Raw genomic sequence first — 24,900 nt, 5'->3', positions numbered from 1 at the left:
GCAGGTGCGGGCTGCGCGGCCGGGCGCGTCCGCCGGGCGGGCCGCGGCCTGGCCGCGGGGCCGACCGGCTGTGGCCACGGGCCCGGTGACGCCGGGCCCGCCTGCCCGACCGCCCCGACGGCCCGGCACGGCAGGCTCCGCCACACGCCGCCCCACCGCGCGCCACGCCCGGGGCCCGGCACGTCCGTGGGCCGCCACGCCCGTGGGCCCGCAACGCCCAGGGGCCGGCCCGCCCCTGGGCCCGGCCGGCCCCGCCGAGTGCGCGGCGGGGGCCGGCCGGGCCGGTCTCGGGGGCGGTCGGGCCGTCAGGCCTTCAGGTGGGCCAGCACGGCGGCCATCGAGCGGCGGATCGCGTCGCGGGACTCGTCGGTCGGGTCGAGGGTCTCGAACCCGTGGTGGCCGTTCGGCACCTCGACCACCTCCACGCGGGCCCCGCACTCCTCGGCGGCGGCCAGGAACGCGTCGACCGTCTCCAGGATCACCGGCTGTTCGAGGCCCGCCCGGGTCAGCACGACCGGCAGGTCGCCCGCGGCGGGCAGGGCGCGCGCCGGGTGGAACCGGCTGTCCGCGAGGCCCCAGCCCGGCAGCGGGTCCATCACCGGGTACGTGGCGGCCAGGCAGCGCAGCCAGGCCGGCGGCGCCCCGAGCCAGTCGGCGCTCATCGGCGAGCCGCCCGAGAAGAACCACAGGGCGATCCGGTCGCCGTCGACCCGCGGGTCGGCCCGTACGAATTCCACCGCGGCGGCGACGTCCGCGGCCGCGCGCTCGAAGTCGGCGAGGTCGTGCAGCCGGTGGTCGAGCGTGACGCCGACGACCCCGTGGTCGGCGGCGAGGCGGGCGTACCCGCCGATCGTCGGCCAGTCGCGCGGCGTGGGCTGCGTCTCCGCGGACACCGGCCCGCCGTGGATGATCACCACCGCGGGGAGCGGGGCGGCCCGGCCGTCGGCCGCGTCGGGCAGGTGGAGGTCGACGTTGCCGTGCCGCTCGCGCGGCCGCTCCGGTACGTCCAGGGCGAAGGGCCGCAGGTGTCCGGGGGCTTCGGCGGCCGCCGGGGTGAGCCGGTGGCCCTCGTCGGCAGCGGCGGCCAGCAGGACGTCGGCCACCTCGTCGGGGCAGGACAGCATCGGCCAGTGGCCGGTCGGCAGCTCGAAGAACGTCACCCGCGGGTCGACGAGGGCCTGCAGGGCGGGCTCGCCGAAGCCCACCAGGGCCTCCAGCATCGCGATGTCCGGCCCGTTGAGCGTGCAGAGGACGCCGGTGGTCGGTACCCCCTTCACCGCGCCGGTCAGGACGAGCGGCTGGAGGAGGGTGCCCGCCGGCTGCGGCGCGGCCAGGGCGGTGAGCCGGTCCAGGGCCGCCGCGGGGACGCCCGCGGTGCTGCCCCAGCGCTGCCACTCCTCGGGGCCCGCCGGCGGGGCCAGCGGTCCGGCGGTCCCCTCGCCGGCCCGGCGCACGAGCTCCTCGCGCGCCCGGTCCGGAACCGCCGCCAGGGCGGCCACGCCGTCCGCCGGCATGCCGGAGTCGAGGTACACGACCCGGCGGACGCGGTCGGCGCGCCGGTCGGCGGCGCCGACCGCCGGATGGATGCCGTAGTCGTGGCCGACCAGCACGACCCCGTCGCCCGCCGCGTCCGCGGGGACCGCGTCGATGGCCCGGACCACGTCCGCGATGTGCGTCTCCAGGTCCGTGTCCCGCGCCTCCCGGGCCGGAGCCACCCCCGTGGGCTCCGGGCCGGTCATGCCGGTGAGCGTCACCGCGTGGGCCGTCGCACCTGCGGCGGTGAGCCGCTCGGCGGTCCGCTCCCAGACGTGCCCGCCGGTGAACACGCCGGACACCAGGATGAATACGGTCATGGCCCTCTCCCCACGTACGTCTCGTCCGCGCGGACCCGATCGGTCGTCAGGTCGTTCGTCCGCGCTCGCCGGTACGGTAATAACTCCCCCAGAGGGAGGTTCAAGTGTTCTCGTCCCACGACGGTCTGTGCAGCATCGGAGAGCTCGCCGAGCGGGCCGGCACCACCGTCAAGTCCGTCCGCTTCTACTCCGACAGCGGCCTGCTGCCGGAGGCCGCCCGCAGTGCGGGAGGGCACCGCAGGTACGGCCCCGAGGCCGTGGGCCGGCTGGAGCTGATCCGCTCGCTGCGCGCGCTGGGCCTGCCCGTCGCCGAGGTGCGGCGGGTACTGGAGGAGGACGAGGGCGCGGGTGCGGCGGGCGCCACCGGCGGTGTCCTGGAGGACGCGGTCGCCGGCCACCTGCGCGAACTCGGATCGCAGCTCAAGGCGTTGCGCTGGCGGGAGGCGGCGCTGCGGCTGGTGCACGAGAGCCCGCCGGGGGAACGGGCCGAACGGCTGCGGCTGTTGGGCGCCGTGAGCGCCTCGCCGAACACGGCACCGCTGGCCCGCTTCTGGCGCGCCTGGCTGCCGCCGCGCATGTCGGCACCGGCGGCCTCCGCGTTCCTCGAACTGGCCGTGCCCCAGCCGCCGGACGATCCGGCGCCGGCCCAGGTACTGGCCTTCGCCCGGTTGTACGCGTTCGCGTCGGCCCCCTGCACCGGTGGCCGGCCGTGCCGGCCCGAGGCGCACCGGTCCGTCGGCGCCCGCGAGGCCGCGGTGCTGTACGGGGGCCTGGCCGAGGCGTACGAGCTCGCGGGCGCCCAGCTGCTCAGGGACCGCGAGCCGCGGCCCGGCGAGGCGCTGGACTGTTTCGTGGCCGCGTACGCGAGTGCGTCCGGCACCCGTGACACGCCCGGCTTCCGGCGGGTGCTGGCCGGCCGGCTGGCCGCCGACCCGCGGCTCGACGGCTACTGGGAGCTGGTGTCCGGGGTGCTCACCCCGCCCGGCACCCGCCCGGCACCCACGCCCGGGGGGTGCCACGACTGGCTGCTGGCGGCCCTCGGCACGGAGCACGACCCGGAACACACCCCGGGACGTGGGGACTTGGCGGGGACCGAGCCCGTCGCTGAGGCCGCTCCCGCGCGGGCACGGGCCGGCCGCACGGCGTCGGCCCTCACCTGACCCGGCCGGCCCCGCGCCTGATCGGCCTGCCCCGGCCTGATCCGGCCCGACCCGCGGCCTGCCCCGGCCTCAGGCGGGCAGCGCCCGGGAGCCGCCGATGGGGAGGTCCCAGAGGGCGTCCGGGGGCAGCTCCGCACGGGCCCAGGCGGCGCGGAGCCGGGTGAGCGGTTCGAGTACGGGCTCGGCCGACAGCACGAAGGTGGCCCAGTGCATCGGCGCCATCCGGGCCGCGCCCAGGTCGAGGTGGGCCTGTACGGCCTCCTCGGGATCGGCGTGCACGTCGCGCAGCCACCACCGCGGGGCGTACGCGCCGATCGGCAGCAGGGCCAGGTCGATGCCGGGGAAGCGGCGCCCGATCTCCGCGAACCAGTGGCCGTAGCCGGTGTCCCCCGCGAAGTGGACCCGGTGGCCGGTGCACGTGTCGGTGAGCACCCAGCCGCCCCACAGGCTGCGGCAGGTGTCGAACAGCGTGCGTTTGGACCAGTGGTGCGCCGGTACGAAGTCGAAGCGCACGCCGCCGAGTTCGACGGCCTCCCACCAGTCCAGCTCGGTGACCCGGGTGAACCCGCGGCGCCGGCACCAGCGGCCGAGGCCGGCCGGGACGAACAGGTGGGTGTCGCGCGGCAGTCGGCGCAGGGTGGGGACGTCGAGGTGGTCGTAGTGGTTGTGGCTGATCACCACCGCGTCCACCGGCGGCAGGTCCTCCCAGCGGACCCCGACGGGGGTCATCCGGGCGGGGGTGCCGAGGATGCGGCGGGACCACACCGGGTCGGTGAGCACGGTCAGGCCGCCGGCCCTGATCACCCAGCTCGCGTGGCCGGCCCAGGTGACGGTGACCGTGCCGGTGGCGGGGGGCAGCGGTTCGGGGGCGAAGGGCAGGTCGGGGATGCCGCTCAGGGCCTCGGCGGTGGGTCGGAACGCGCCCTCGCGGGCCAGCCGGGCGAAGCCCCGCACGCCGGGCAGGGGTGCGGTGAGGCGGTCGGCGAAGGACCGGGGCCAGGTGCGGTGTTCGCCGGGCGGGCGGACTCCGGGCGCGGGGCGGACGGGCTGCGCCGGGCGCGCGGGCGGGGTGGTGCGCACGGTCCGTTCCGTCTGTTCCGTCATCGGTGCGACTCCATTCGCGGGCGGTTCCTGGCGAGTCGGGGCGCTGCCCCGCCGGTCCGTGCCGTCACTCCAGTTCGGCGAGCACCGATCCGAAGGTGCTCAGGGCGCGTGCCACATGGGGCAGGGCCAGCGGATCGGCGGCGGCGAGGGCGGCGAGCCGCTCCTCCTCGGTGGAGCCGAGCAGCGGGCCGGTGGCCAGCCGGACGCGTGGGGCGCCGAGGTCGTCGCCGAAGCGCTGGCCGCCGGGGGTGGGGGTGCCGAGCCGGGTGCCGAGGTGGTCCTCCAGTTCCATGGCGTCGCCGATGCCGTGCCGGGCGAGTCCGGGCCGTAGCGGGGTGAGGTCGGCGTAGAGGTGGCGGCCCGCCTGCGGGGGCCGGGCGAGGGCGCCGGCGCGCAGCAGGGCGGCGTGCAGGGCGGTGGCGACGTGGCCGTGCAGGGTGGCCGCCCGGCGGGCGCGGGAGGCGACGGCCTCGGGTTCGGTGAGGGCGTGGGCGGCGGCCGCGGCGACGGGGGCGGCGAGGAAGGCGCCGGTGGCGGCGAGCCGGTCGAGGGTGCGGGCCCGCAGCCGCGCGCCCTGGGGGGTGCCGGGGAAGCGGGCGAGGGCGGCGGGCCAGCCGGGCGGCAGCAGGGATCCGCCGAGGTCGGTCAGGACGGTGACCTGCTCGGGGCACATCTCGGCGGGGCTGAACAGCACCGTCTCCTGCGGGCGGTGCAGGGTGTCGCGCCAGGTCTCGTCGCTGAGCAGGTGGAGCCCTTCGGAGACGGCCGCCTCGCAGGCCTCGCGGAGCACCTCGGGCGGGGCGACGGTGGCGGTGGGGTCGTCGGCCACGGACAGCATCACCAGCCGGGGGTCGCCGCCCTCGGCGCGGACCCGGCGTACGGTCTCCAGCAGCGCGTACGGGTCGGGGACTCCCCCGCATTCGGCGGGGGTGGGCACGTGGTACGCCCGCCGTCCCAGCAGCCGGACCTGCGGGGTCCACCAGGCGGGGCAGGGGCGGGGCATCAGCACGTCGCCGCCGTACGCCCCGAGGAGCGCGACCAGCAGGGCGGGCGCGCCGGGCGCCGCGGCCACCTGGCCGGGGCCCGCGAAGAGGCCGCGGCGCTCCCAGTACCCGCACGCGGCCTCCCGTACGGGCTCGCCCCCGCCCGGCGGTTCGGGATCGGAGCGGTCCGCGGCGGCGGCCAGGACGGCGGTCAGTTCGGGGAGGGCGGGCAGGCCGGGTTCGGGGGCGGGCGGCCCGTACCGGACGGGGCCTCGGCCTTCCGCCGCCGTCCGCCGCATGACCGTCACCGCCCCTTCCGCGTCGTCGCGCCTGGTCTCCACGCCCTGGTCCTCGCGCCTCATCCTCCGCCCACCTTTATACGGAGGTTTGCCCGGTTCCGCCCCTTTATTCGGGAAACCGGGTCAGACCCGGGGGCGGGGCACGCCGGGGGGGCCGGGGCGCCTCAGGCCTGGCGGCCCAGCAGCGCCAGCAGCCGGGTCTGCGCGTCGGCGCCCGGGGGGATGTCCAGGGGCGGGGCGTACATCCCGCTGTCGGCGAGGGTGCCCGCGTACGGCATGACCTCCTTGAGGGAGAACTCGACCAGGTCGACCGGGAGCCGGTCGTCGGCCCCGATGCCCCGGGCGAGGTCCCAGGCGTGCACCACGGTGTCCGCGGTCAGCTCGGAGCAGTACGCGGCCCCCTTGGCCGGCCCGTACGACAGCTGCACGGTGCGCTCCAGGGCGCCGGGCTCGGCGAGGGCGGCGGAGGCCCCCTCGGCGGCGCGGTCCCACGCGGCGGCCGGGTCGTCGCCGAGCAGGTCGCCGGAGAGGGCGTCGCCGACGTCGGCGACGGTGCGGCCCTCGGAGACCAGCGGGGGGATCCACAGCTGCTCGCCGGTGACGTGGTTGATCAGGTCGCGCACGGTCCACTCGGTGCAGGGCGTGGACGCGTCCCACTGATCGGGACGCACGGCGTGCACGAGTCCGCCGAAGAGCTTCAGGGCATCGGCGTGCCGGTCCAGCAGGGGTTCGGCCATCACGGCCACCGTCCTCTCCCGCCCCCCTCCCTTGCGCCCCCTTCTTCGCCCACTGTCCTCGGCCCGCCGGAACCCTGCCACCGGTCGAGCCGAACCCCTTGTGCCGCTTGCCTCGTGTCCACATGGTGAAACGCGCATCTCAAAGTGCGACATGATCCCTACAGTGGTGAGCGACCGGGAAAGCACGGAGGAACAAGGGAGTTGCCGCCATGTCCGCCAGCACGCCGCATCGGGGCGCCGCAGAGTCCGCCACCTACACGCACGGCCACCACGAGTCGGTGCTGCGCTCGCACCGCTGGCGCACCGCCGCCAACTCGGCCGCCTATCTGACCGGGGAGCTGCGGCCGGGCCTGGCCCTGCTGGACGTGGGCTGCGGGCCGGGCACGATCACCGCGGACCTGGCGGAGCTGGTGGCGCCGGGGCGGGTCACGGCGGTGGACGCCGCCGCGGGCGTGCTGGACTCGGCGCGGGCGTTCGCGGCCGAACGGGGTCTGACGAACGTGGAGTTCGCGACGGCCGACGTGCACGCGCTGGACTTCCCCGACGACAGCTTCGACGTGGTCCACGCCCACCAGGTGCTGCAGCACGTGTCCGACCCGGTGGGGGCGCTGCGGGAGATGCGCCGGGTCTGCCGCCCGGGCGGGGTCGTCGCGGCGCGGGACGCGGACTACGCGGCCATGACCTGGTTCCCCGAGGTGCCGGGGCTGCGGGGGTGGCAGCGGCTGTACGACCGGGTGGCGCGGGCCAACGGGGGCGAGCCCGACGCCGGGCGGCGGCTGCTGTCGTGGGCGCGGGCGGCCGGCTTCGCGGACGCGGACATCAGGGCCTCGGCCAGCGCGTGGTGCTACGCCACGCCGGAGGAGCGGGCCTGGTGGAGCGGGCTGTGGGCGGACCGGACGACCGCCTCGTCGTACGCGGACCTGGCGGTCGCCGGCGGCCACACCACCCGGGAGGGCCTGGCGGAGGTCGCGGCCGCGTGGCACGAGTGGGCCGCGGCGCCCGACGCCTGGTTCTCGGTCCTGAACGGCGAGATCCTCTGCCGGGTGTGACCCGGGGCCGGCGCGGGTGGCCGGCCCGGACCCCGGACCGGACCGGCCCGTCGCACCCCGGCCCCTCAGGGACGCATCCGGAAGTCGTAGCGGGCCGGGACCGGGGCGTCGGTGAGGCGCGACCACTGGTCGGACACGGCGGTGTCGCCCTCGCGCAGGTCGGCCACCTCGAAGCCCGCGTCGAACACGGCGCGGGCGCCCGCAATGTCGCCCTCCGCCAGCAGCAGCCGGGACTCCAGCAGCCGGAAGCGCCCGCGGGCACGGACCGCGGCCGGCAGCCGGTCCCACACCGCCCGCGCCCCCTCCGGCCGCGCGGCGGCGAGCAGGGCCGCCAGCGCCTCCCGGCCCAGCGCCGTCAGCGCCGCGGTCCACGCCTCGCCGCCCCGGCACTCCTCGCACAGGTCCTCGAAGGCCTCGGCGTACCGGTCGGCGGCCCGCTCCGCGTCCCCGGCCAGTTCGTCGGCCACGGCCAGGCAGCGCAGCAGCGGCCAGCGGGAGGGCGCCAGCTCCAGCCCGCGCTCCCAGCTGCGCACCGCCTGCGCCACGTCCCCGGCGTGCCACTGAGCCACCCCGAGGTGGTACTCGGTGAGCGGGTCGGCCGGGGCGGTCTCCAGCATGTCCCGCCAGTGCGGGGCGACCAGGCTCGGCCCGGGCGGCACCACCCGCCGCGGCACCGGGAAGGCGCCGGTGCGCAGCAGTTCCAGCCAGGGCGTCTGCTGCTCGCCCAGGCCGTCCTCCTCGAAGGGCGTGCCGGGCAGCTTCAGGCCGCCGCGCACCACCTCCAGCGCGCCCCAGCCGGAGCCGGTCACCCAGCGCTCCCCCGGCTCGTGATCGGCGTACGGGCGCCAGGCCTCGTACGCCGCTTCGACCGCGGCCCGGGGCAGCGCAGCGGCCAGCTTGGCGCCGGTCTCCTCGCGGGCCCGGGCCCAGTCGTCGCCGTGCACCGCGTCCGGGTCGGCGGCGAGCGGCCCGTACGCCTCCAGCCAGCTGAACTCGCCTCCGGCCGCCAGTTTCACGTGCTCCAGCTGGGTGCGGGCCAGGCCGGCCTGGATCTCGGCGTAGCCGCCGGTGCCGGGCTCGGTGAGCCACTCCTGCCAGCGCCGGCCGCCGGTGCCGGAGCCCCAGACGAACAGCTTGCGACCGCGCAGGGCGGCGGTGGAGGTCTGCACCAGGCCCCGGCCGTCCTCGCCGAGGGCGGCGATCCAGGGGCGGGTGCCGTCGGGCAGCTCGTAGAAGTAGTCGGCCGGGTACTCGCCGCGCAGCGGGTACGTGCGGTCCGCGCCCTTCCACTCCGGGACCGGGATGCGGCTCAGGGTGCGCTCGTAGCCGAACCGCCAGGCCTCGTCGGCGGGGGCGAGGACGCGGGTGCCCTCGTGCTCGGGCACGGCGATGTTGGACCACCAGTACACGGGGGCGGGCCGCTCGTGCGGGTTGCGCACGCGGACCCCGGCGTACAGGAAGGCGGAGTCCTCGGGGAGCCAGAGGTCCACCTGGAAGGGCAGGTCGCGCAGCCGCTCCCATTCCCACATGCGGAGCATCGTGCCGCCGTCGGGGGCCGGGACCAGCGCGGTGTGCAGCGTCGCGCAGGACAGCGTGGTGTGGCCGGTGGCGCCGATGTTCCACTCGATGCCGCCGGAGAACCAGGCCCCGTTGAGCGCGAAGGCGGCGGGCTGGAAGACCGGGTTGCGGTAGAGCAGTTCCCGCTCGACCCCGTCGGGGGTCTTCTCGGCCAGGGAGTAGACGCGCCCGCCGAGTTCGGGCAGCACGGTGACCCGCAGCCGGGCGTTCTCGATGACGACCGCCTCGAACTCCCGCTCCGACCGCTCGCGCCCGTATCCGTCGAGGACGCGCGTCGGCAGGACTCCGCGCAGCGGGGCGTACCCGATCTGGCGGGCCATCTCGCGCGGCAGTCCCTCGCGGGAGCGCTCGTCGAGGACGTGCGCCTCGTCGAGGGTCCGCAGCGCGGGCAGCGGGTTCTCCGGCCCCAGCGGGGCCGCGGGCAGCGTCAGTACGGCGCGTCGGACGGTCGTGGCCAAGGAAACCCCACCTTCGTGTGCGGCACGCCACACGCCGGCGCACCCCCCGGAGTTCATCGAACACGCCCCGTGGCGACGCCACCAGGGGATCATCACGCAAGGATTGGGCAAAACCGGGCGCAGGTACGGACCAGCGGCGGCGGACCGGCGCCTGCGGGGACCGGGCGGAATGCAGGCGGGACCGGGCGGAATGCCCGCGGGACCGGGCGGGATGCCGGCCGCTCACCCCGCGCCGGTCATCTCCCGGGTGAGGGCCCAGCGTTCGTGGTCGCGCCACGCGCCGTCGATGCGCAGGAAATCGGGCGAGAACCCCTCCAGCCGGAAGCCGCGGCCGCGCACCAGGGCGATCGACGGCGCGTTGCCTGGCTGGATGTTGGCCTCCAGCCGGTGCAGTCCCAGGGGCCCGAAGGCGTAGCCGACGACGAGGTCCATGGCCTCGGCGAACAGCCCCCGGCCGGCGGCGTGCGCGAAGGCGCCGTAGCCGAGCGCACCGCACTGGAAGCCGCCGCGCACGATGTTGTTGACGTTGACGAAGCCGGCGATGGGGCCGGCGGCCGCGGCGCCGTCCGTCCCGGTCACCCGGTCGCACACGAGGAACCCGGCCCGGGTGTCGTCCTCGATCATCCGGGTCGCGTAGGGCTCGTACGCCTCCGGGGTCTCCGGCGGAAAGAGCCACGGGCGGTGCAGGTCCCGGCTCTCGCGGACCCGTGCGGTGAACTCGGGCCCGTCGTCCAGCCGGTAGGGGCGGAGCACCACGCGCGGCCCCTCGGCGAGGACCTTGGCGCCGTCGTGCCCGCCGGTGCCGTGGTCGTGCCCGCCGGTGCCGTCGCCGTCGTGCCCGCGGGTGCCCTCGCGGTCGTGCCCGCGGTCGCCCTCAGGGCCGGTCCCGCGGTCGTTCTCACTGCTCACGTGCCGAGCTCCAGCGGGGGGACGTCGTCCCGGTCGATGCCGAAGACCTGGACGTACAGGGACAGTTCGGCCTCCAGGGCGCGCACCATGGTCTCGGCCCGCCGGAAGCCGTGGCCCTCCCCCTCGAAGGCGAGGTAGGCGTGCGGCACCCGCCGGCCGCGCATCCGGGCGAGGAAGCGCTCGGCCTGTGCGGGCGGGCAGACGGCGTCGTCGAGGCCCTGGAGCAGCAGGAAGGGCACCTGGATGCGATCGGCGCGGGCCAGCGGGGAGCGTTCCCGGCAGCGCACGGCCAGCGTCTCGGGCGGTCCGGCGAGCCCGGTGAGGTACTGGGACTCCATGTCGTGGGTCTCGTCGGCGATGCCGACGAGGTCGAGCACCGGGTACTTGATCGTGCCGCAGGCGTACACGTCGGTGGCGGCCAGGGAGGCGGCGGCGGTCCAGCCTCCCGCGCTGCCGCCGCGGATGGCGAGCCGGGCCGGGTCGGCGGTGCCCTCGGCGGCCAGCGCACGGGCGACGGCGGCGCAGTCCTCCACGTCGACCACGCCCCACTGCTCGCGCAGCCGTTCGCGGTAGGCCCGCCCGTAGCCGGTGGAGCCGCCGTAGTTGACCTCGGCCACGCCGATGCCCCGCGAGGTGAAGTAGGCGATGTGCAGGTCGAGTACGGGCTCGACGTGGTCGGTGGGGCCGCCGTGCGCCCACACCACGTACGGCGGCAGCTCGTCGGCGGGCGCGGCCCGGCCGGGGTTGTGGGGCGGGTAGACGTGGGCGTGGATCTCGCGGCTGTCGGGTCCGGTGAAGGTGCGGCTCTGCGGTTCCGGGTAGTAGGCCGGGTCGACGGGGTCGGCGGCGCGGGCGCCGATGACGCGCGTGCGGCCGGTGGAGGTGTCGAGCTCCACCACCTCGTAGCCGCTGCGCGGGCTGGCGGCGACGCCGACGACCCGGGTGCCGTGCACGGCGAGGGTGGGGCACCAGGAGGTCCAGGGGCCGGCGGCGTCGACGAGGTCCCCGGTCTCGGGGTCGAGGACGCCGAGCACGGACGAGCCCTGGCCGTGCAGGACGGCGATCAGTCCCCCTCCCCCGGAGCCTTCGGCCGGGGAGGGACCCCCGAGCGGGGCGAACCAGCGCAGCCCGGTCTTCCACAGCGCCCCGCCGAACTCCTCCTCCCGGGGGCAGAGGTTGACGGCCTTGCCGCCCGAACCCTCGGGGGCGTCGGGGTCCACCCGGTAGGGGTTCCACCAGCCGCCGCGGTCGCTGACGGCGAGGAGGGTGCCGTCGGCGGTCCAGTCGGCCTGCGCCACGGACTCCTCGGGGCCGCCGAGCACGGTGCGTACGCGGGTCAGCTCGCCGTTCCCGGTGACCTCGGCGACCTTCAGCTCGCTGCCGTCCCAGGGCATCCGGGGGTGGTCCCAGACGAGCCAGGCCGCCCGCCGCCCGTCCGGGGCGACCCGGGGCCCGGTGGTGAACCGGTGCCTGCCGTCGGTGAGTTCGCGTACGGCGGTCCGGTCGGCCGCGGCGGAGCCGTCCAGCGGTACGGCCGCGATCACCCGGCGCACCTCGGTGGGCCCGGGGCCGGTGAACTCCTCCAGCACGCACCACACCTCGCCGTGCTCCGGCCGCAGTACCGGGTCGGCCCAGCGCAGCCCGCAGCCGACGGGCGAGAGGGGGGTCAGCGGGCGGGGCGGGGCGCCGGGGGCGTCGGGCTCGTACGCGTACAGCCGCTGGTCGGCGAAGTGGACGAAGACCACGAGGGGGCCGCCGGCCGGGCGGGGCACGGCGGCCCAGGGGGACCCGCCGTACTCGACGACCCGGCTGCGGACGTTCCACGGCGGCGGGAGCACCGACTCCTCGACGGCGGTGCCGAGCGGCCCGACGCGGCGCCGCACCAGGGCGCGGCGGCCCTGCTCGGCGGGCCTGGGCGCCGTCCACCACACCTCGTCGCCGACCGTCCCGAGGTATTCGGGGCGGCCGTCGTGGGAGGCGGCGAGTGCGGCGTCGATGGGCGAGGGCCAGCCGCCGTACGGTCCGGTGGGCACCATGTCGTGTACGTCTCTCTCCAGCCGGGCGGGGGCGTTACAGCGAGCGCAGCGCGTGGTCGAGGACCCGGACGCCGAAGTGCAGGGCCTCCACGGGGACGCGCTCGTCGACGCCGTGGAAGAGCGACCAGTAGTCGAAGCCGGGCGGCAGCTTCAGCGGGGAGAAGCCGTAGCCGGTGATGCCCAGGCGGGAGAACTGCTTGGCGTCGGTGCCGCCGGCCATGCAGAAGGGCACGACGCGGGCGTCCGGGTCGAAGCGCTCGACGGCGGCGCGCAGGACGGCGTACGTGGGCGAGTCGACGGGCGCTTCGAGGGGCACCTCGCGGTGGTGGTACTCCCAGTCCACGTCGGGTCCGGTGAGCCGGTCGAGGGTGGTGCGGAACTCGTCCTCGCCGCCGGGCAGGACGCGGCCGTCGACGTGGGCGGTGGCGGTGCCGGGGATGACGTTGAGCTTGTAGCCGGCCTGGAGCATGGTCGGGTTGGCGCTGTTGCGGAGGGTGGCGGACACCAGGGCGGCGGCCTCGGGGCCGAGCTTGCCGAGGAGGGGCTCGGGGTCGAAACCGGGGGCGTGCGGATCGGCGTCCACGCCGTACAGCGCGGCGAGTTCGGCGAGGGCGGCCCGTACGGTTGCGGTCGGCCGGACCGGCCACTCGTGGTCGCCGATGCGGGTGACGGCGGCGGCGAGGCGGCTGACGGCGTTGGCGCGGTTGGGCTTGGAGCCGTGGCCCGCGGTGCCGTGCGCGGTGAGCTTCAGCCAGGCGGTGCCCCGCTCGCCGGCGGCGATCGGGTAGAGGGACAGGCCGTCGCCGGTGTGCAGGGTGAAGGCGCCGGACTCGCTCAGGCCCTCCGTACAGCCCTCGAAGAGGCCGGGGTGACGGTCGGCGAGGAAGCCGGAGCCGTCGACGGCGCTGTCCTCCTCGTCGGCGGTGAAGGCGATGACGAGGTCGCGGCGGGGCCGGACCCCGGCGCGCGCCCAGGCCCGGACGACGGCCAGGACCATCGCGTCCATGTTCTTCATGTCGACGGCGCCCCGGCCCCAGACCACCCCGTCCCTGACCTCGCCGGAGAAGGGGTCCACGGTCCAGTCGGCGGCCTCGGCGGGTACGACGTCCAGGTGGCCGTGGACGAGCAGGGCGGGGGCGTCCGGGTCGGTGCCGGCGAGGCGGGCGACCACGTTGGTGCGGCCCGGGGTGCGCTCCAGCAGGACCGGTTCGAGGCCGGCGCCGGCCAGGCGCTCGGCGGCGTACTCGGCGGCGGGGCGCTCGCGGCAGTCGCCGCCGCCGCGGTTGGTGGTGTCGATGCGGATGAGGTCGGAGGTGAACTCGACGACCTCGGCCAGGGCGCGCTGGTCGACGGGACCGGGTTCCCCGGCGGGCCCGCCGGTCTGCTGTGCGGGTTTCATGTCAGCCATACTGCTCCTCCACCGCGGCCGAGACGATCGTCGTGACGGCCTTGAACGTGCGAATCCCCTCGTACATCGTCCCGCTGGTGTACGCGATCCGGCGCTCGCCGGCCCTCGCCACGCCGGGGACGACGGTCGCGGCGGCGGACAGGTGCTCCGCGTCGAACTCGACCTCGACGGTGAAGGGGCCGTCCGCGCGCGGTTCGTGGCGCACGGCCAGGGCCGTGGCCTCCTTGGCGGCGGCCCGGATGTCGGCGGCGGTGCGGGCGGGGGTGCGGCAGACGGCGGCGTACCGGGAGACGTGGTCCTTGACGGCGACGGTACGGGCGCCCGGCGCGTAGTGGAGCGCGTCGGCGCAGGTGAGGTCGTCACCGGTGACCAGCACGACGGGGACCCCGTACTCGGCGACGACCAGGGAGTTGAGCCGGCCCTCGCTCGCGCGGACACCGTCGACCCAGACGCCGGTGATGGAGTTGGCGAGGTAGGTGTGGGCGAGGACGCCCTCGGTGCCGGCGCCGGTGTGGTAGCCGACGAAGGCGATGCCGTCGACGTCGCCGTGCTGGACGCCCTCGACCATCGAGAGGGACTTGTGGCGGCCGGTGAGCATCTGGATCCGCTCGTCGAGCCGTTCGAGGAGCAGGTTGCGCATGGTCCAGTGCGCCTCGTTGACGAGGACCTCGTCGGCGCCTCCGTCGAAGAAGCCGAGGGCGGCGGCGTTCACGTCCGAGGTGAACAGGGCCCGGCAGCGTTCCCACTGGGGGGTGCCGGGCAGCACGTCGGCGGGCCAGGTGACGCCGGTGGCGCCTTCCATGTCGGCGGAGATGAGGATCTTCATCGTGCCCCCGGTGGGTCGCGGCTGGTGGCGCGGGCGGGTCGCTGCCCGGGGCGCCCGCCGCGGGGGTGACCGCGCGGAGCGCCGGTCCCCCAGCGTATCCAGGGGCTCTGCGGGGGCCCAGGGAACGACGGCGGCCCGTCGGGACGAAAGGTCCCGACGGGCCGCGCGGACCACCCGATCCGGTGAGCCGGGGCGGCGTCAACGCGCCGCCGCGCGGTCACACGGCGGGGCCGGGCCCGGGCCCGGGGAGCACAGGCCGGGTTCAGGCCTTCTCGGTCTCCTGGGCGAGGTTGGCGAGCACGGCGTCGTAGATCCGGCCCAGGCCCTTGGGGGCGAAGGTCCGCTCGAAGAAGCCGCCGATGCCGCCGGCGCCGTTCCAGACGGTGGTGACCACGACGCGGGAGCTGCCCTCGCCGGCGGGGGTGACGGTCCACGTGGTGACCATCGAGGAGTTGCGGTCCTTCTCGACGAGCTGGCCGTCGGTGGGCTCGGTGACCTCCAGCAGGCAGTCGCGCACGCGCTTGCTGGTGGCCTGGAGCTTCCAGTGGACCAGGGTGCCCTCGCCGTCGCCGCCCTCGCGCACCTCGTACTCGCTGAAGTGCTCCGGGAGGAGCTTGGAGCGGGTGCCGGTGTAGTCGGCCAGCGCGTCGAACACGGTGTCCGCGTCGGCCTGGATGATCCGCTCCGTGGTGGCCTCGACCTGCGCCATACCTGTTCCTCCAGCAGTCGTGCAGCAGTGGTGATCGATCGACTTCGCGTCGGCGGCAAGCCAACCACCTCGGCTGGGGGCGGCCAAATCGGGGGTCGGCGGTGCCCCGCCGGGCCGGGGGGGCGGTACGGGGCCCGCGTGCCCGGGGCCTGGCCGGATGCCCGCCGGGGTGCGGACGCGCACGATCATGGGAACACTTGTTCTATTCTCGCCCCGAGCTACCCGGGGGAGGCGCCATGCGCTGGGACCATCTCGCGCACTCGCGCGACACGGCGGACGACCGCACCGCGGAGCCGGCGGCACGGCCGGTCGCGCCCGCTCCGGCGGGGGCGGGGACCGCCGAGCCCGTACCGGGACCTGGGCCCGGACCCGCACCTGCGCCTGCGCCTGCACCCGGACCTTCACCCGCACCTGCTCCCGCACCCGGCGGATCCCCGCCCGCCGGCCCGCCGGCCGCGCTCTTCGGCACCGCCGAGGTGGTCACCCGTACCTTCGACACCCCCGAGTTCCGCGGGATCACCGTCCACGAGGTGGGCGCCCGGTCGGTCGTCAACCGGGTGCCGGGGGCCTCTCGCATGCCGTTCGAATGGACGGTCAACCCGTACCGGGGCTGCTCCCACGCCTGCCCGTAGTGCAGCGTCTCACAACGGACCCGCTGCCAACCCCTGGACAGCGGAAGCCCTGGCCGGCACACGGGGGTTGTGTGCCGACCAGGGCTCATGTCCCCGAGCCGCGCCGTCCCGGTCACAGCACTAGGCAAGCCAGACGTCTCCGGCCTGCATCATCCATTCCCGCCCCCCACCTTCGGGCCATAAGAACGCCATAGGGATCTTGCGTCGCTGGTCCGGCGGCTCCGCCGGGTTCTCCCACTCGGGCATGAAGTCGCGGAGGATGCCGACGCGCCCGTACACGTCCTCCACGCGGTGGCCGATGTCCTCCCCGGAGATCACCGGTCGGCCCGCTCGGGGTGCGGGTGCTGCCGGATCTCCACGTTGGCGTCCGTGACCCCCGAGAGGTCCCGCAGCCGGTAGGCCTCCACCCGCTGCTCCGCCAGCGCGGCGCAGACGTCGCAGCCGGGCACAGGATCAGGGTCCGGCATCGGGAACGGATCCCTCTGCGGCACCTGCCGCCATACCTTCGTCGCCGCCGCCATCGGGTACCCCTTCGCGCTCGCTGGTGTCCGCGATCGTCCCGCCGGTCAGCGTCGCCAACTAGTGGGATCCGTAGTGGCAACCCGGGCCGACGGCGGGAAAGGGGGCTGTCAAGTGGCATCCGTGGTGGCACGCTGGCGGCATGGAACTCGGAGAGCTGATCAGGGATCTCCGCAGGGCTCGCGGATGGAGCCAGGGGCGGCTAGCTTCAGCGATCAACAAGGCGTATGGCACGACGCTGACACGGGAGTACGTGAGCAACTGGGAGCGTTCCAAGGTCACGCCCGGCGCGTTCTACCTCGCCGCGCTGTCCGCCACGCTCGACGTTCCCCTAGCTGTCCTGGAAGGCCAAGTGGACCGACGCGAGTTCCTCACCGACGCAGCCGGGGCCGCCATAGCCCCTGTCGTCGCCTCAGATCTCCTCAGCGCAGGATTCGCCGCCCGGCTGTCCGGCGGGCCGTCAGCGGAGGCCTGGGAGGCCGGCAGGCCGCCGAGGTCACGGACGTCGGCGTGTCCGTCTCGGTCGGCTTCACCGACGCGGGCCTGTGGTGCACCGTGGAGCCGGGCACGCCCTCGCCCGAGGCCCGGCTGGCCGCCGTACGCACCCTGACCGGGCACGGGATCGGCGTCGGGGTGCTGATGGCGCCGGTGATCCCCTTCCTCGGCGACTCCCCCGAGCAGCTGCGCCGCACCGTGCGGTCGATCGCCGAGTCGGGCGCCGGGTCCGTGACACCCCTGGTACTCCATCTGCGGCCGGGGGCCCGGGAGTGGTTCATGTCCTGGCTCGCCGCCCACCACCCGGGCCTGGTCCGCGCGTACGAACAGCTGTACGCGGGCGGCGCCTACGCGCCCACCTGGTACCAGCGCCGGATCACCCGCCAAGTGCACGAACCGGCCGCCGAATTCGGCATCGGACCGGCCCGGCGGGGCGCCGCCCGGCGGATCGCGCCCCCGGCGCCCGCGCCCGAGCGCGAGGCGGCCGAACCCACCCAGCTCACCCTCCTGTAGGGGCCGCGATCTCCATACGAATACCCTGAAGCATCATCAAATCGGGCCAATAGTCAGCACAGTCACGCCTTCCGGCCGGAATATCAGGGACGATTCCGCGACGATTCCGCCCAGACCCAGCGGCTCGGGAGGCCCCATGAAGAAGCGCGCAGCAGTCCTGATGTCCCTCGCCACCGTGCTGAGCGCCACGGTGGCGGCGGCCGTCCCGCCGGCCGGGGCCAGTCCCGTGCCCAAGGCGGAGGCCCTGACCTGGAAGAGCTGTGCGACCGCCCGCTACCCGACCCTCCAGTGCGCCACCCTGGGCGTGCCGCTGGACCACGCACAGCCCGCCGGCCGCCTGATCACCCTGGCCCTGACCCGGGTCCCGCACACCGGCAAGACCTTCCGGGGACCGCTGCTGGTCAACCCGGGCGGACCGGGCGGCAGCGGCCGTACCCTGGCCGGCTTCGTCGCGTCGGCCCTGCCCAAGGCGGTGGCCGAGAGCTACGACGTGATCGGCTTCGACCCGCGCGGCGTGGGCCAGAGCCAGCCGGCGCTCAACTGCGGCCAGGGGCACTTCGCGCCGGTCCGTCCGGACTCGGTACCGCTCACGGCGGCGGACGAGCGGGCCAACCTGGACCGCGCCGCCGCCTTCGCCCGCGAGTGCCAGGAGAAGCACGGTGACGTGCTGCCGCACATCGGGACGGTGAGCGCCGCCCGCGACATGGACCTGGTGCGCCGGGCGCTGGGCGCGGAGCGGATCTCGTACTTCGGCTACTCGTACGGCACCTTCCTCGGCGCGGTCTACGCCAGGCTGTACCCGGAGCGGGTGCAGCGGCTGGTGCTGGACTCGGTGGTGGACCCGGGCGGGGTCTGGTACGAGGACAACCTGGCGCAGGACCTGGCCTTCGACGCCCGGCACAAGTCGTTCCTGGCGTGGGTGGCGAAGTACGACGACCGGTACGGCCTCGGCACGGACCCGGCGGCGGTCGAGCGGGCCTGGTACCGGATGCGCGCCGCGCTGCGCACGGAGCCGGCCGGGGGCAAGGTGGGCCCGTCGGAGCTGGAGGACACCTACCTGCCGGGCGGCTACTTCAACGGCTACTGGCCGAACCTGGCGGAGGCCTTCTCCGCGTACGTGCGCGACCGGGACACCAAGCCGCTGGTGGCCGCGTACGAGCGCTTCGGCGCGGTGGACCCGGCCGCGGGCAACAGCTACAGCGTGTACAGCGCCGTGCAGTGCCGTGACTCGGCCTGGCCCCGGAAGTGGAGCGAGTGGCGGCGGGACATGTGGCGCACCCACGCCAAGGCGCCCTTCATGACCTGGAACAACGCCTGGTACAACGCCCCCTGCGCGTTCTGGCGCACCGAGCCGCTGGAGCTGCCGGACGTCACGAACGCGCAGCTGCCGCCCGCCCTGCTGCTCCAGGCCACGGAGGACGCCGCGACCCCGTACGCGGGCGCGGTGGCGATGCGGCAGCGGCTGGCGGGCTCGGCGCTGGTGGTGGAGGAGGGCGGCGGCAACCACGGCATCTCGCTCAGCGGCAACGCCTGCCTGGACCGCCACCTGGTCGCGTACCTGACGGACGGCACGGTGCCGCGGGCGGCGGCCGGCACCCGCGAGGCGGACGCGCTCTACGGTGCGCGCGAGGCGGGTCCGGTGGACGCCGCGTGCCCGGCCCAGCCGGAGCCGAAGCCGGCCCCGGCCACCCGCGCCGCCGCCCCCGCCGCCCACGGCACCGCGCTCCACGGCCTGCTGGGCTTCCGCGGCTGACGGTCCGCTGCGCGGCGCGTACGGACGGGGGCGGCCCCTGGGCCTCCCCCGCAGCCGGATGATGGGATGTCACCCATGACCACGACGAGCCACACATCCGGCGACAGCCACAGCCACATCACCCGCATACCGGCCCCCGAGGGCATGGCCCCCGGCACCGGCTACAGCCACACGGTCTGGGGCACCGGCCGCTTCGTCGCGGTCTCGGGCCAGTGCGCGCTGGACGAGAAGGGCGAGGTGGTGGGCGCGGGCGACGCCGGTGCCCAGACCCGCCAGGTCTTCGAGAACCTCCGCCGCTGCCTCGCGGCGGCGGGGGCGACCTTCGACGACGTCGTGAAGCTGACGTACTTCGTCACGGACATCGCCCACCTCCCGGCCGTCCGCACGGCCCGCGACGGGTTCATCGCCCCCGACCGCTACCCGGCCAGCACGGCGGTCCAGGTCAGCGCCCTCTTCCGCCCGGAGCTCCTGGTCGAGATAGAGGCCTTCGCGGTGGTGCCCACCCGGTGACCCGTCCTCCCGGAGAGGCGTCTATCGTTGCGCCGCTCTTGATCACATCACCGCTCCGGGGGGATCGGAATGCCCAAATCCGCGTGTACGCGGACGAACTCCGTGCCATACGCCGCACTCCTGGTCGCCCTGACCGTCCTGCTCACCCTGCTGGTGCCGGCGGCACCGGTGTGGGCGGCAACGGCCGGGGCCGACACGGACTGCGAGGCCGTCTCGCTCGGCACGCACCGTGGCACCTTCAGCGACACAGACCCCGAGGACTGCCTGGAACTGCCCCTGCCGTCCGGCGCACGTCTCGCGGCGCTGGCCGGCGGGGAGGTACGGCCGGCGATCACCGTCATCGACGCCTCGGGAGCCTCGCGCTGCGACGCGAGCACCCTGTCGGAGGAAACCTGCGAGCTCACGGGCCAGGCCCCGTTCAGGGCCGTGGTGCGCGCCGCGTCGGCGGGGGCGGGCGGGTCCTACGCCGTCGCCTTCCACCGGACCGACGCGGAGAACGACTGCCCGGTGCTGCCCGCCGGAGACTTCAGCAGTTCCGGAGCCTCGGTGACCCTGGCGACGAACACGGAGGAGTTCGCACACTGCCTGTCCATCCCGGCTGGCGCGCACAGTGCTGCGGAGCTCCTCCAGCTGCGGCGCGTGTCCGGTTCCGCGGGCCCGAAGCTGAGTGTCGTGGACACCTCCGGGCGCAGGGTGTGCGGGCTGTACGCAGGTCTGACCACCACCTGGACCACGTGCCTCCTCACCCCGGGCACCGCTCACACCCTGCTCTACCGGGCCGGGACTTCGGACAGCGCGTTCACGCTGGCACGCCGCGACGTCACGGCCACCGCGAAGGGCTGCACCACGACGGCCCCCACCCTGGTGGGCGGCCCGTCCAAGGGAGGTACACCCGGTGTGCCGGGCGTGTTCAAGTGCCGGCAGGTGACGGCGTCGGACACCGCGGACGTGCTGCACCTCAACGTCCGGGACCCCCTCGGCACCCTCGACTACCTCGTCCACGACGCGACGGGCAAGGTGGTGTGCACCTACCGGGACACCGCCTGCGCCGTCACGGGGTCCTCGCGCTACCAGGTGCTCATGGCGGTCCGTGAGGGGCGGAGGCCCGCGGCGTCCTACCGGTTCGACGCGCTGCTCCTCGCCACGGCGGCCGGACCGGCGCCCGAGTGCCCCAGGGTGAACGTCGCCTACGGCTACGGCCCCCTGTCCGGCACGCTCGACGAGCAGCACACCGCCGTGTGCCGGTCCGTGGCCCTGTCCACCCGCGACTCCTTCGAGGTGCTGACCCGCAAGGACGCAGCGGGTGCGCCGACGGCCGTCCCGGCGCTGTACGGCAAGGGGCTGGCCGACAGCTGCCACCGCAGCTCGGACCGCTTCCTGTGCGCCACGGGCGACTCCGGCCCGGAATTGGCGGTCGAGGGCTTCTTCGTCCTGGGCCTTCCCGAGGCGGTCTCGTCGTCCGCGTTCGGCGCGGACGTGCGCTGCACGACCATCCCTTGCGGGCACGACGAGATCAGCGTCGGGTCGGTCGGCCCCGGATCGGGGGTGACCGCTACGAAGGCCGTCGTCTACGTCAAGGGCTCCGCGCTCCATCCGGACGACTCGGTCCACATCACGTCCGCCGGGAAGACGATCACCTCCACCACGGTGGCCGTCTCCGACGACCGCAAGACGCTGAAGGCCGTGCTGGACCTGCGCGGCGCCGCGACGGGTGTGTGGAGCCTGACCGTACGGACCCGTCAGTTCGACTTCGGGATGGGCTCCTACACCGTCACGTCCTCCCCCCTCAAGAACACCACCGCCCCCGCGATCACCGGGACCGCGCGGGTCGGGGCCAAGCTGGCGGCCTCGCGCGGGAGCTGGACGCCGGTGCCCGACTCGTACACGTACCAGTGGAAGGCCGACGGGGTCGCCATCGAGGGGGCCACCGGGGCGAGCCTGGTCGTACCGGCGGCCGCGCTCGGCAAGAAGGTCACCGTCACCGTGCGGGCGCACAGCGCGAAGTACGGGAGCCGGTCGGCGACCTCCGCGGCCACGGCCGCCGTGGGCAAGGGCGTTGCGCCGAAGGCCACGACCGCACCGTCGGTCGGCGGCACAGCGAAGGTGGGCCGTGCGCTCACCGCCGCCCGCGGGACGTGGTCGCCCGTGCCGACCTCCTACCGCTACCAGTGGTACGCCGACGGCACGGCCATCGACGGCGCGACCGGCACCACCCTGGTGCTGCGCAGCGCGCAGCGCGGCAAGCGGATCACCGTCAAGGTGACCGCCCTCCGCACCGGGCACTACAGCGGGACGGCGGTCAGCGCGCCGACCGCCGCCGTCGTCGCCTGACGGACCGGGATCCGGGCCCGGGCCGGGATCCGGGCCCGCCGCCTCCGCGGCCGACGGTCAGGGAAGGCGGCGGAGCGCCGTCGTGGCCGCCACGGCCAGGCGGGGGTGGGACTGGGCCGCCGTGAGGGAGGGGCGGGCGCGGGGGTCGGCCAGGGCGCCGAGGCCCTCGACGCAGGCCAGGGCCACCCGCCAGTACGGGTCGTGCGGCGAGAGCAGCCGGTCCAGGGTGGCGATCAGGGCCGGCGCCGACTCGGGGGCCCGCAGCTCGGCGAGGAGCCGTACCGCGTGGGTGGCGTAGGCGGTGCGCAGCGGGTTGGTGGCCAGGGCCGCGGCGGCCCGGGCGGTGCGCGGGTCGCCCAGCCGGGCCAGGGCGTGCGCGGCGGAGGCGCAGCGCGGCGGGTCGCGGTGGTTGAGCAGCAGGACGAGCGACTCGAAGGCCCGCCGGTCTCCCGCGCAGCCCAGCCGGAACGCGGCGACCTCCCGGGCCCACAGGGGCTGCTCCAGCTCGGTCAGTACGGGGGCCAGGTCCTCCGGCGCCGCGGTCAGCAGCGGCTCGCACGCCGCCCCCGCCTCGGCCCGGATCCGCTCGGCGAAGCGACGCGCTTCCGCCGTTCCCGCATCCGCCCCGCCCGTTCCCGCACTCGCCCCACCCGTTCCCGTGCCCGCCCCGCCTGGTCCCGCGTCTGCCTCGGCCATGGGCAGCAGGGTAGGGGTGGCGCGGCGCAGATCACACCGGATCCGGCCGACCGCCCCACTGGCGCTCAAGCTACCGGCGAGTTAATCTCGCCTCAGCACCTCCGAACAGAGGTGCGCCGACTTGGATCGCGGCCTGGTGACGCAGCCGCCCCAAGTGTTCGGTCGGTTCGGCCGGTCCGGGGACTTCCGTGAAGCGCCCCCGCGACCGCCGGTCACACGGCAGGGCTCCGGGACAGGGTCCGCGCCGTTCGCACCACCTCACGGGCGGCACGTACGCCCGGACTTCTCTTCGAGCTCAGGCAGCAGCACCGCCCTGGCACGCCGCACCGCGCGTGCCGTGCGGCCGTTCCCCTCAGCCGGCCCCGCAACGCACCACAGCCGCACCGCCGCACGCCGCGTGCCCTCATCCACCCGCGTGCGCCGCGCCGCCCTTCCAGTCGTCACCTTCCACCTCACTGGAGTCCCGCGATGGACCGTCAGTCCACTCCGCCCAGTCAGTCCGCCTCCCCGAGTTCCGCGAACTCCCTGCAGACCGTGGCCGTCGTCGGCCTCGGCACCATGGGCACCGGCATCGCCGAGGTGCTCACCCGCGCCGGCCACGAGGTCATCGGCATCGACATCAGCGAGGCCGCCGCCCGTGGCGCCGTCGCCGCGCTGGAGGCCGCCACGGCCCGTTCGGTGGCCCGCGAGCGCATGACCGAGCAGGAGCGGACGGACGTCCTGGCCCGCTTCCGCACCTTCGGCGACCTCCAGGCCGCCGCCCACGCCGACCTGGTGATCGAGGTCGTGCCGGAGGACTACGCGCTCAAGCAGCAGGTGTTCGCCTCGCTGGACGCCATCGTCCGCCCGGACACGATCCTGGCCACCGGCACCAACGCCCTCTCCGTGACCCGGCTCGCCGCCGAGTCGCAGCACCCCGAGCGGGTCCTGGGCCTGCACTTCTTCAACCCCGCGCCGGCCATGAAGCTGGTCGAGGTGGTCTCCTCGGTCCTCACCGCCCCGCCGGCCGTCGAGGCGGTCACCGCGCTCGCCCGCGCGCTGGGCAAGGAGCCGGTGGCGGCCGGCGACCGCCCGGGCTTCGTGGCCGACGGCCTGCTCTTCGGCTACCTCAACCAGGCCGCCGCCATGTACGAGGCGAAGTACGCCTCCCGGGAGGACATCGACGCCGCGATGCGGCTGGGCTGCGGCCTGCCGATGGGCCCGCTCGCGCTGCTCGACCTGATCGGCGTGGACACCGCGCGCACCGTCCTGGAGGCCATGTACGCCGCGTCCGGCGACCGGCTGCACGCCCCGGCGCCGGTCCTGGGCCACCTGGCCGAGGCGGGCCTGACCGGCCGCAAGGCGGGCCGCGGGTTCTACACGTACGAGGCGCCGGGCAGCGCCGCCGTGGTCCGCGACGCCCAGACCCCGCTGGACGGGGCGCAGCTGGGCGAGGGCCGCCCGGTGTCCTCGGTCGGCGTGGCCGGCTCGGGCACCATGGCCTGCGGCATCGCGCAGGTCTTCGCGCAGGCCGGCTTCGACGTCGTGCTGGCCGCCCGCAGCCCGGAGAAGGCGGTGGCGGCGAAGGCCGCGATCGGCAAGTCCCTGTCCCGCATGGTCGACCGCGGCCGGATGACAGCGGAGGCCCGTGAGGAGATCCTGGCCCGGGTCACCGCGGCGGACTCCCTGGAGGACTTCGCCGGGGTCGACCTGGCCGTCGAGGCGGTGGCCGAGGACCTGGCGGTCAAGCAGAGCCTGTTCGAGCGACTGGACAAGATCTGCAAGCCGGGCGCGGTGCTGGCCACCACGACCTCCTCGCTGCCGGTCGTCGCCTGTGCGAAGGCCACGTCCCGCCCCCAGGACGTGATCGGCATGCACTTCTTCAACCCGGCGCCGGCGATGAAGCTGGTCGAGGTGGTCCGTACGGTCCTGACGGCCGACGACGTCCACGCCACGGTCCGCGAGGTGTGCGCGCGGATCCGCAAGCACCCGGTGGACTGCGGGGACCGTGCGGGCTTCATCGTGAACGCGCTGCTGTTCCCGTACCTGAACAACGCCATCAAGATGGTCGAGGAGCACTACGCCTCCCTCGACGAGATCGACGCCGCCATGAAGCTGGGCGGCGGCTACCCGATGGGTCCGTTCGAGCTGCTGGACGTGGTCGGCCTCGACGTCTCGCTGGCGATCGAGAAGGTGCTCCACAAGGAGTTCCGGGACCCGGGCCTGGCTCCCTCGCCGCTGCTGGAGCACCTGGTGGCGGCCGGGTGCCTGGGCCGCAAGACCGGCCGCGGCTTCCGTGAGTACGCCCGGAAGTAGCGGGCCGGACGCGTGGGGAGGTCTCCTCGGGCCCTCAGGGCGGGCCG

19 protein-coding genes and 3 pseudogenes are annotated in these 24,900 nt (G+C 75.4%); 9 read left to right on the top strand and 13 right to left on the bottom strand.

Annotation, left to right across the window (positions count from 1 at the left end; all coding sequences use genetic code 11):
• Positions 1-305: 305 nt before the first annotated feature.
• A complete protein-coding gene (locus tag ACIF6F_RS04480) occupies positions 306-1,853 on the bottom strand; it encodes an alpha/beta hydrolase (RefSeq protein ID WP_399941108.1) in 1,548 nt (515 codons plus the stop codon).
• A 104-nt stretch (positions 1,854-1,957) separates the two neighbouring features.
• On the opposite strand from ACIF6F_RS04480, the gene ACIF6F_RS04475 reads away from it, so the two are divergent.
• On the top strand, positions 1,958-3,013 hold the full coding sequence (locus tag ACIF6F_RS04475; protein ID WP_399941105.1) for a MerR family transcriptional regulator: 1,056 nt from the start codon (positions 1,958-1,960) through the stop codon (positions 3,011-3,013).
• A gap of 69 nt (positions 3,014-3,082) precedes the next feature.
• On the opposite strand, the gene ACIF6F_RS04470 is transcribed toward ACIF6F_RS04475, so the two are convergent.
• The 3 genes from ACIF6F_RS04470 to ACIF6F_RS04460 form a co-directional block, all read right to left on the bottom strand.
• Complete coding sequence (locus tag ACIF6F_RS04470) at positions 3,083-4,117, bottom strand: MBL fold metallo-hydrolase (RefSeq protein WP_399941102.1); 1,035 nt, start codon at positions 4,115-4,117, stop codon at positions 3,083-3,085.
• Between the two features lie 64 nt (positions 4,118-4,181).
• Positions 4,182-5,399 (bottom strand): aminotransferase class I/II-fold pyridoxal phosphate-dependent enzyme, encoded by a 1,218-nt coding sequence (locus ACIF6F_RS04465; RefSeq protein ID WP_399942135.1) that lies wholly within the window; start codon positions 5,397-5,399, stop codon positions 4,182-4,184.
• Between the two features lie 164 nt (positions 5,400-5,563).
• Entirely contained in the window at positions 5,564-6,136 is a 573-nt protein-coding gene (locus ACIF6F_RS04460) for a TIGR03086 family metal-binding protein (RefSeq protein ID WP_399941099.1), read from the bottom strand.
• Between the two features lie 209 nt (positions 6,137-6,345).
• Here ACIF6F_RS04460 and ACIF6F_RS04455 point away from each other — a divergent pair, with 209 nt between their 5' ends.
• Entirely contained in the window at positions 6,346-7,185 is an 840-nt protein-coding gene (locus ACIF6F_RS04455) for a methyltransferase domain-containing protein (RefSeq protein ID WP_399941097.1), read from the top strand.
• Between the two features lie 65 nt (positions 7,186-7,250).
• Here the strand turns inward: ACIF6F_RS04455 and ACIF6F_RS04450 are convergent, their stop codons facing one another.
• The 6 genes from ACIF6F_RS04450 to ACIF6F_RS04425 all read right to left on the bottom strand — a co-directional run bounded on the left by ACIF6F_RS04450 (position 7,251) and on the right by ACIF6F_RS04425 (position 15,109).
• Positions 7,251-9,221, bottom strand: a complete 1,971-nt coding sequence (locus ACIF6F_RS04450) for a DUF5107 domain-containing protein (protein WP_399941094.1) — start codon at positions 9,219-9,221, stop codon at positions 7,251-7,253.
• A 222-nt stretch (positions 9,222-9,443) separates the two neighbouring features.
• A complete protein-coding gene (locus ACIF6F_RS04445; RefSeq protein WP_399942133.1) occupies positions 9,444-9,977 on the bottom strand; it encodes a GNAT family N-acetyltransferase in 534 nt (177 codons plus the stop codon).
• Between the two features lie 149 nt (positions 9,978-10,126).
• On the bottom strand, positions 10,127-12,166 hold the full coding sequence (locus ACIF6F_RS04440; protein WP_399941091.1) for a prolyl oligopeptidase family serine peptidase: 2,040 nt from the start codon (positions 12,164-12,166) through the stop codon (positions 10,127-10,129).
• Positions 12,167-12,200: 34 nt separating this feature from the next.
• Positions 12,201-13,565, bottom strand: coding sequence for a M20/M25/M40 family metallo-hydrolase (locus tag ACIF6F_RS04435; RefSeq protein ID WP_399942131.1), 1,365 nt, complete (start codon positions 13,563-13,565; stop codon positions 12,201-12,203).
• A 1-nt stretch (position 13,566) separates the two neighbouring features.
• The gene (locus tag ACIF6F_RS04430) at positions 13,567-14,400 is read right to left on the bottom strand and encodes a M55 family metallopeptidase (RefSeq protein ID WP_399941088.1); all 834 of its coding nucleotides are present in this window, start codon (positions 14,398-14,400) and stop codon (positions 13,567-13,569) included.
• 262 nt (positions 14,401-14,662) lie between these two features.
• A complete protein-coding gene (locus ACIF6F_RS04425) occupies positions 14,663-15,109 on the bottom strand; it encodes an SRPBCC family protein (protein WP_399941086.1) in 447 nt (148 codons plus the stop codon).
• 449 nt (positions 15,110-15,558) lie between these two features.
• Between ACIF6F_RS04425 and ACIF6F_RS04420 the strand changes: the two are divergent.
• A pseudogene (locus ACIF6F_RS04420) lies at positions 15,559-15,735 on the top strand (radical SAM protein); the annotation flags it as partial.
• A gap of 126 nt (positions 15,736-15,861) precedes the next feature.
• Here ACIF6F_RS04420 and ACIF6F_RS04415 read toward each other — a convergent pair.
• Together ACIF6F_RS04415 and ACIF6F_RS04410 are read right to left on the bottom strand one after the other, a co-directional pair.
• Entirely contained in the window at positions 15,862-16,059 is a 198-nt protein-coding gene (locus tag ACIF6F_RS04415) for a hypothetical protein (RefSeq protein WP_399941083.1), read from the bottom strand.
• Positions 16,056-16,208, bottom strand: a complete 153-nt coding sequence (locus ACIF6F_RS04410; RefSeq protein WP_399941080.1) for a hypothetical protein — start codon at positions 16,206-16,208, stop codon at positions 16,056-16,058. Before ACIF6F_RS04410 ends, ACIF6F_RS04415 begins: the two co-directional genes overlap by 4 nt.
• 194 nt (positions 16,209-16,402) lie before the next feature.
• Here ACIF6F_RS04410 and ACIF6F_RS04405 point away from each other — a divergent pair.
• From ACIF6F_RS04405 to ACIF6F_RS04385, 5 genes and pseudogenes are all read left to right on the top strand, one after another.
• Positions 16,403-16,591 (top strand): annotated as a pseudogene (locus ACIF6F_RS04405) (helix-turn-helix domain-containing protein); the annotation flags it as partial.
• Positions 16,592-16,740: 149 nt separating this feature from the next.
• Positions 16,741-17,268 (top strand): annotated as a pseudogene (locus ACIF6F_RS04400) (radical SAM protein); the annotation flags it as partial.
• A 136-nt stretch (positions 17,269-17,404) separates the two neighbouring features.
• A complete protein-coding gene (locus tag ACIF6F_RS04395) occupies positions 17,405-19,021 on the top strand; it encodes an alpha/beta hydrolase (RefSeq protein WP_399941077.1) in 1,617 nt (538 codons plus the stop codon).
• A 75-nt stretch (positions 19,022-19,096) separates the two neighbouring features.
• Positions 19,097-19,531 carry a RidA family protein gene (locus ACIF6F_RS04390; RefSeq protein ID WP_399941074.1) on the top strand — a complete coding sequence of 145 codons (435 nt, stop codon included), beginning with the start codon at positions 19,097-19,099 and terminating at the stop codon, positions 19,529-19,531.
• Positions 19,532-19,633: 102 nt separating this feature from the next.
• The gene (locus tag ACIF6F_RS04385) at positions 19,634-21,862 is read left to right on the top strand and encodes a hypothetical protein (RefSeq protein WP_399941071.1); all 2,229 of its coding nucleotides are present in this window, start codon (positions 19,634-19,636) and stop codon (positions 21,860-21,862) included.
• A gap of 57 nt (positions 21,863-21,919) precedes the next feature.
• Here ACIF6F_RS04385 and ACIF6F_RS04380 read toward each other — a convergent pair whose 3' ends face one another.
• Entirely contained in the window at positions 21,920-22,558 is a 639-nt protein-coding gene (locus ACIF6F_RS04380; protein ID WP_399941068.1) for a HEAT repeat domain-containing protein, read from the bottom strand.
• A gap of 468 nt (positions 22,559-23,026) precedes the next feature.
• Here ACIF6F_RS04380 and ACIF6F_RS04375 point away from each other — a divergent pair, with 468 nt between their 5' ends.
• Positions 23,027-24,853, top strand: coding sequence for a 3-hydroxyacyl-CoA dehydrogenase family protein (locus ACIF6F_RS04375; protein ID WP_399941065.1), 1,827 nt, complete (start codon positions 23,027-23,029; stop codon positions 24,851-24,853).
• Positions 24,854-24,900: the final 47 nt, after the last annotated feature.

The organism is Streptomyces sp. NPDC086023 (assembly GCF_044540325.1).
Taxonomy (GTDB): domain Bacteria; phylum Actinomycetota; class Actinomycetes; order Streptomycetales; family Streptomycetaceae; genus Streptomyces.
Note: the sequence above shows the minus strand (reverse complement) of the source record. Positions and strands in the feature narration are given on the sequence as shown.

Coding starts and splice junctions, on each gene's coding strand:
- ACIF6F_RS04460 (WP_399941099.1), bottom strand. CDS start 6,136: ATGGCCGAACCCCTGCTGGACCGGCACGCCGATGCCCTGAAGCTCTTC.
- ACIF6F_RS04425 (WP_399941086.1), bottom strand. CDS start 15,109: ATGGCGCAGGTCGAGGCCACCACGGAGCGGATCATCCAGGCCGACGCG.
- ACIF6F_RS04465 (WP_399942135.1), bottom strand. CDS start 5,399: ATGCGGCGGACGGCGGCGGAAGGCCGAGGCCCCGTCCGGTACGGGCCG.
- ACIF6F_RS04375 (WP_399941065.1), top strand. CDS start 23,027: ATGGACCGTCAGTCCACTCCGCCCAGTCAGTCCGCCTCCCCGAGTTCC.
- ACIF6F_RS04430 (WP_399941088.1), bottom strand. CDS start 14,400: ATGAAGATCCTCATCTCCGCCGACATGGAAGGCGCCACCGGCGTCACC.
- ACIF6F_RS04380 (WP_399941068.1), bottom strand. CDS start 22,558: ATGGCCGAGGCAGACGCGGGACCAGGCGGGGCGGGCACGGGAACGGGT.
- ACIF6F_RS04440 (WP_399941091.1), bottom strand. CDS start 12,166: ATGGTGCCCACCGGACCGTACGGCGGCTGGCCCTCGCCCATCGACGCC.
- ACIF6F_RS04410 (WP_399941080.1), bottom strand. CDS start 16,208: ATGCCGGACCCTGATCCTGTGCCCGGCTGCGACGTCTGCGCCGCGCTG.
- ACIF6F_RS04390 (WP_399941074.1), top strand. CDS start 19,097: ATGACCACGACGAGCCACACATCCGGCGACAGCCACAGCCACATCACC.
- ACIF6F_RS04455 (WP_399941097.1), top strand. CDS start 6,346: ATGTCCGCCAGCACGCCGCATCGGGGCGCCGCAGAGTCCGCCACCTAC.
- ACIF6F_RS04435 (WP_399942131.1), bottom strand. CDS start 13,565: ATGAAACCCGCACAGCAGACCGGCGGGCCCGCCGGGGAACCCGGTCCC.
- ACIF6F_RS04395 (WP_399941077.1), top strand. CDS start 17,405: ATGAAGAAGCGCGCAGCAGTCCTGATGTCCCTCGCCACCGTGCTGAGC.
- ACIF6F_RS04470 (WP_399941102.1), bottom strand. CDS start 4,117: ATGACGGAACAGACGGAACGGACCGTGCGCACCACCCCGCCCGCGCGC.
- ACIF6F_RS04480 (WP_399941108.1), bottom strand. CDS start 1,853: ATGACCGTATTCATCCTGGTGTCCGGCGTGTTCACCGGCGGGCACGTC.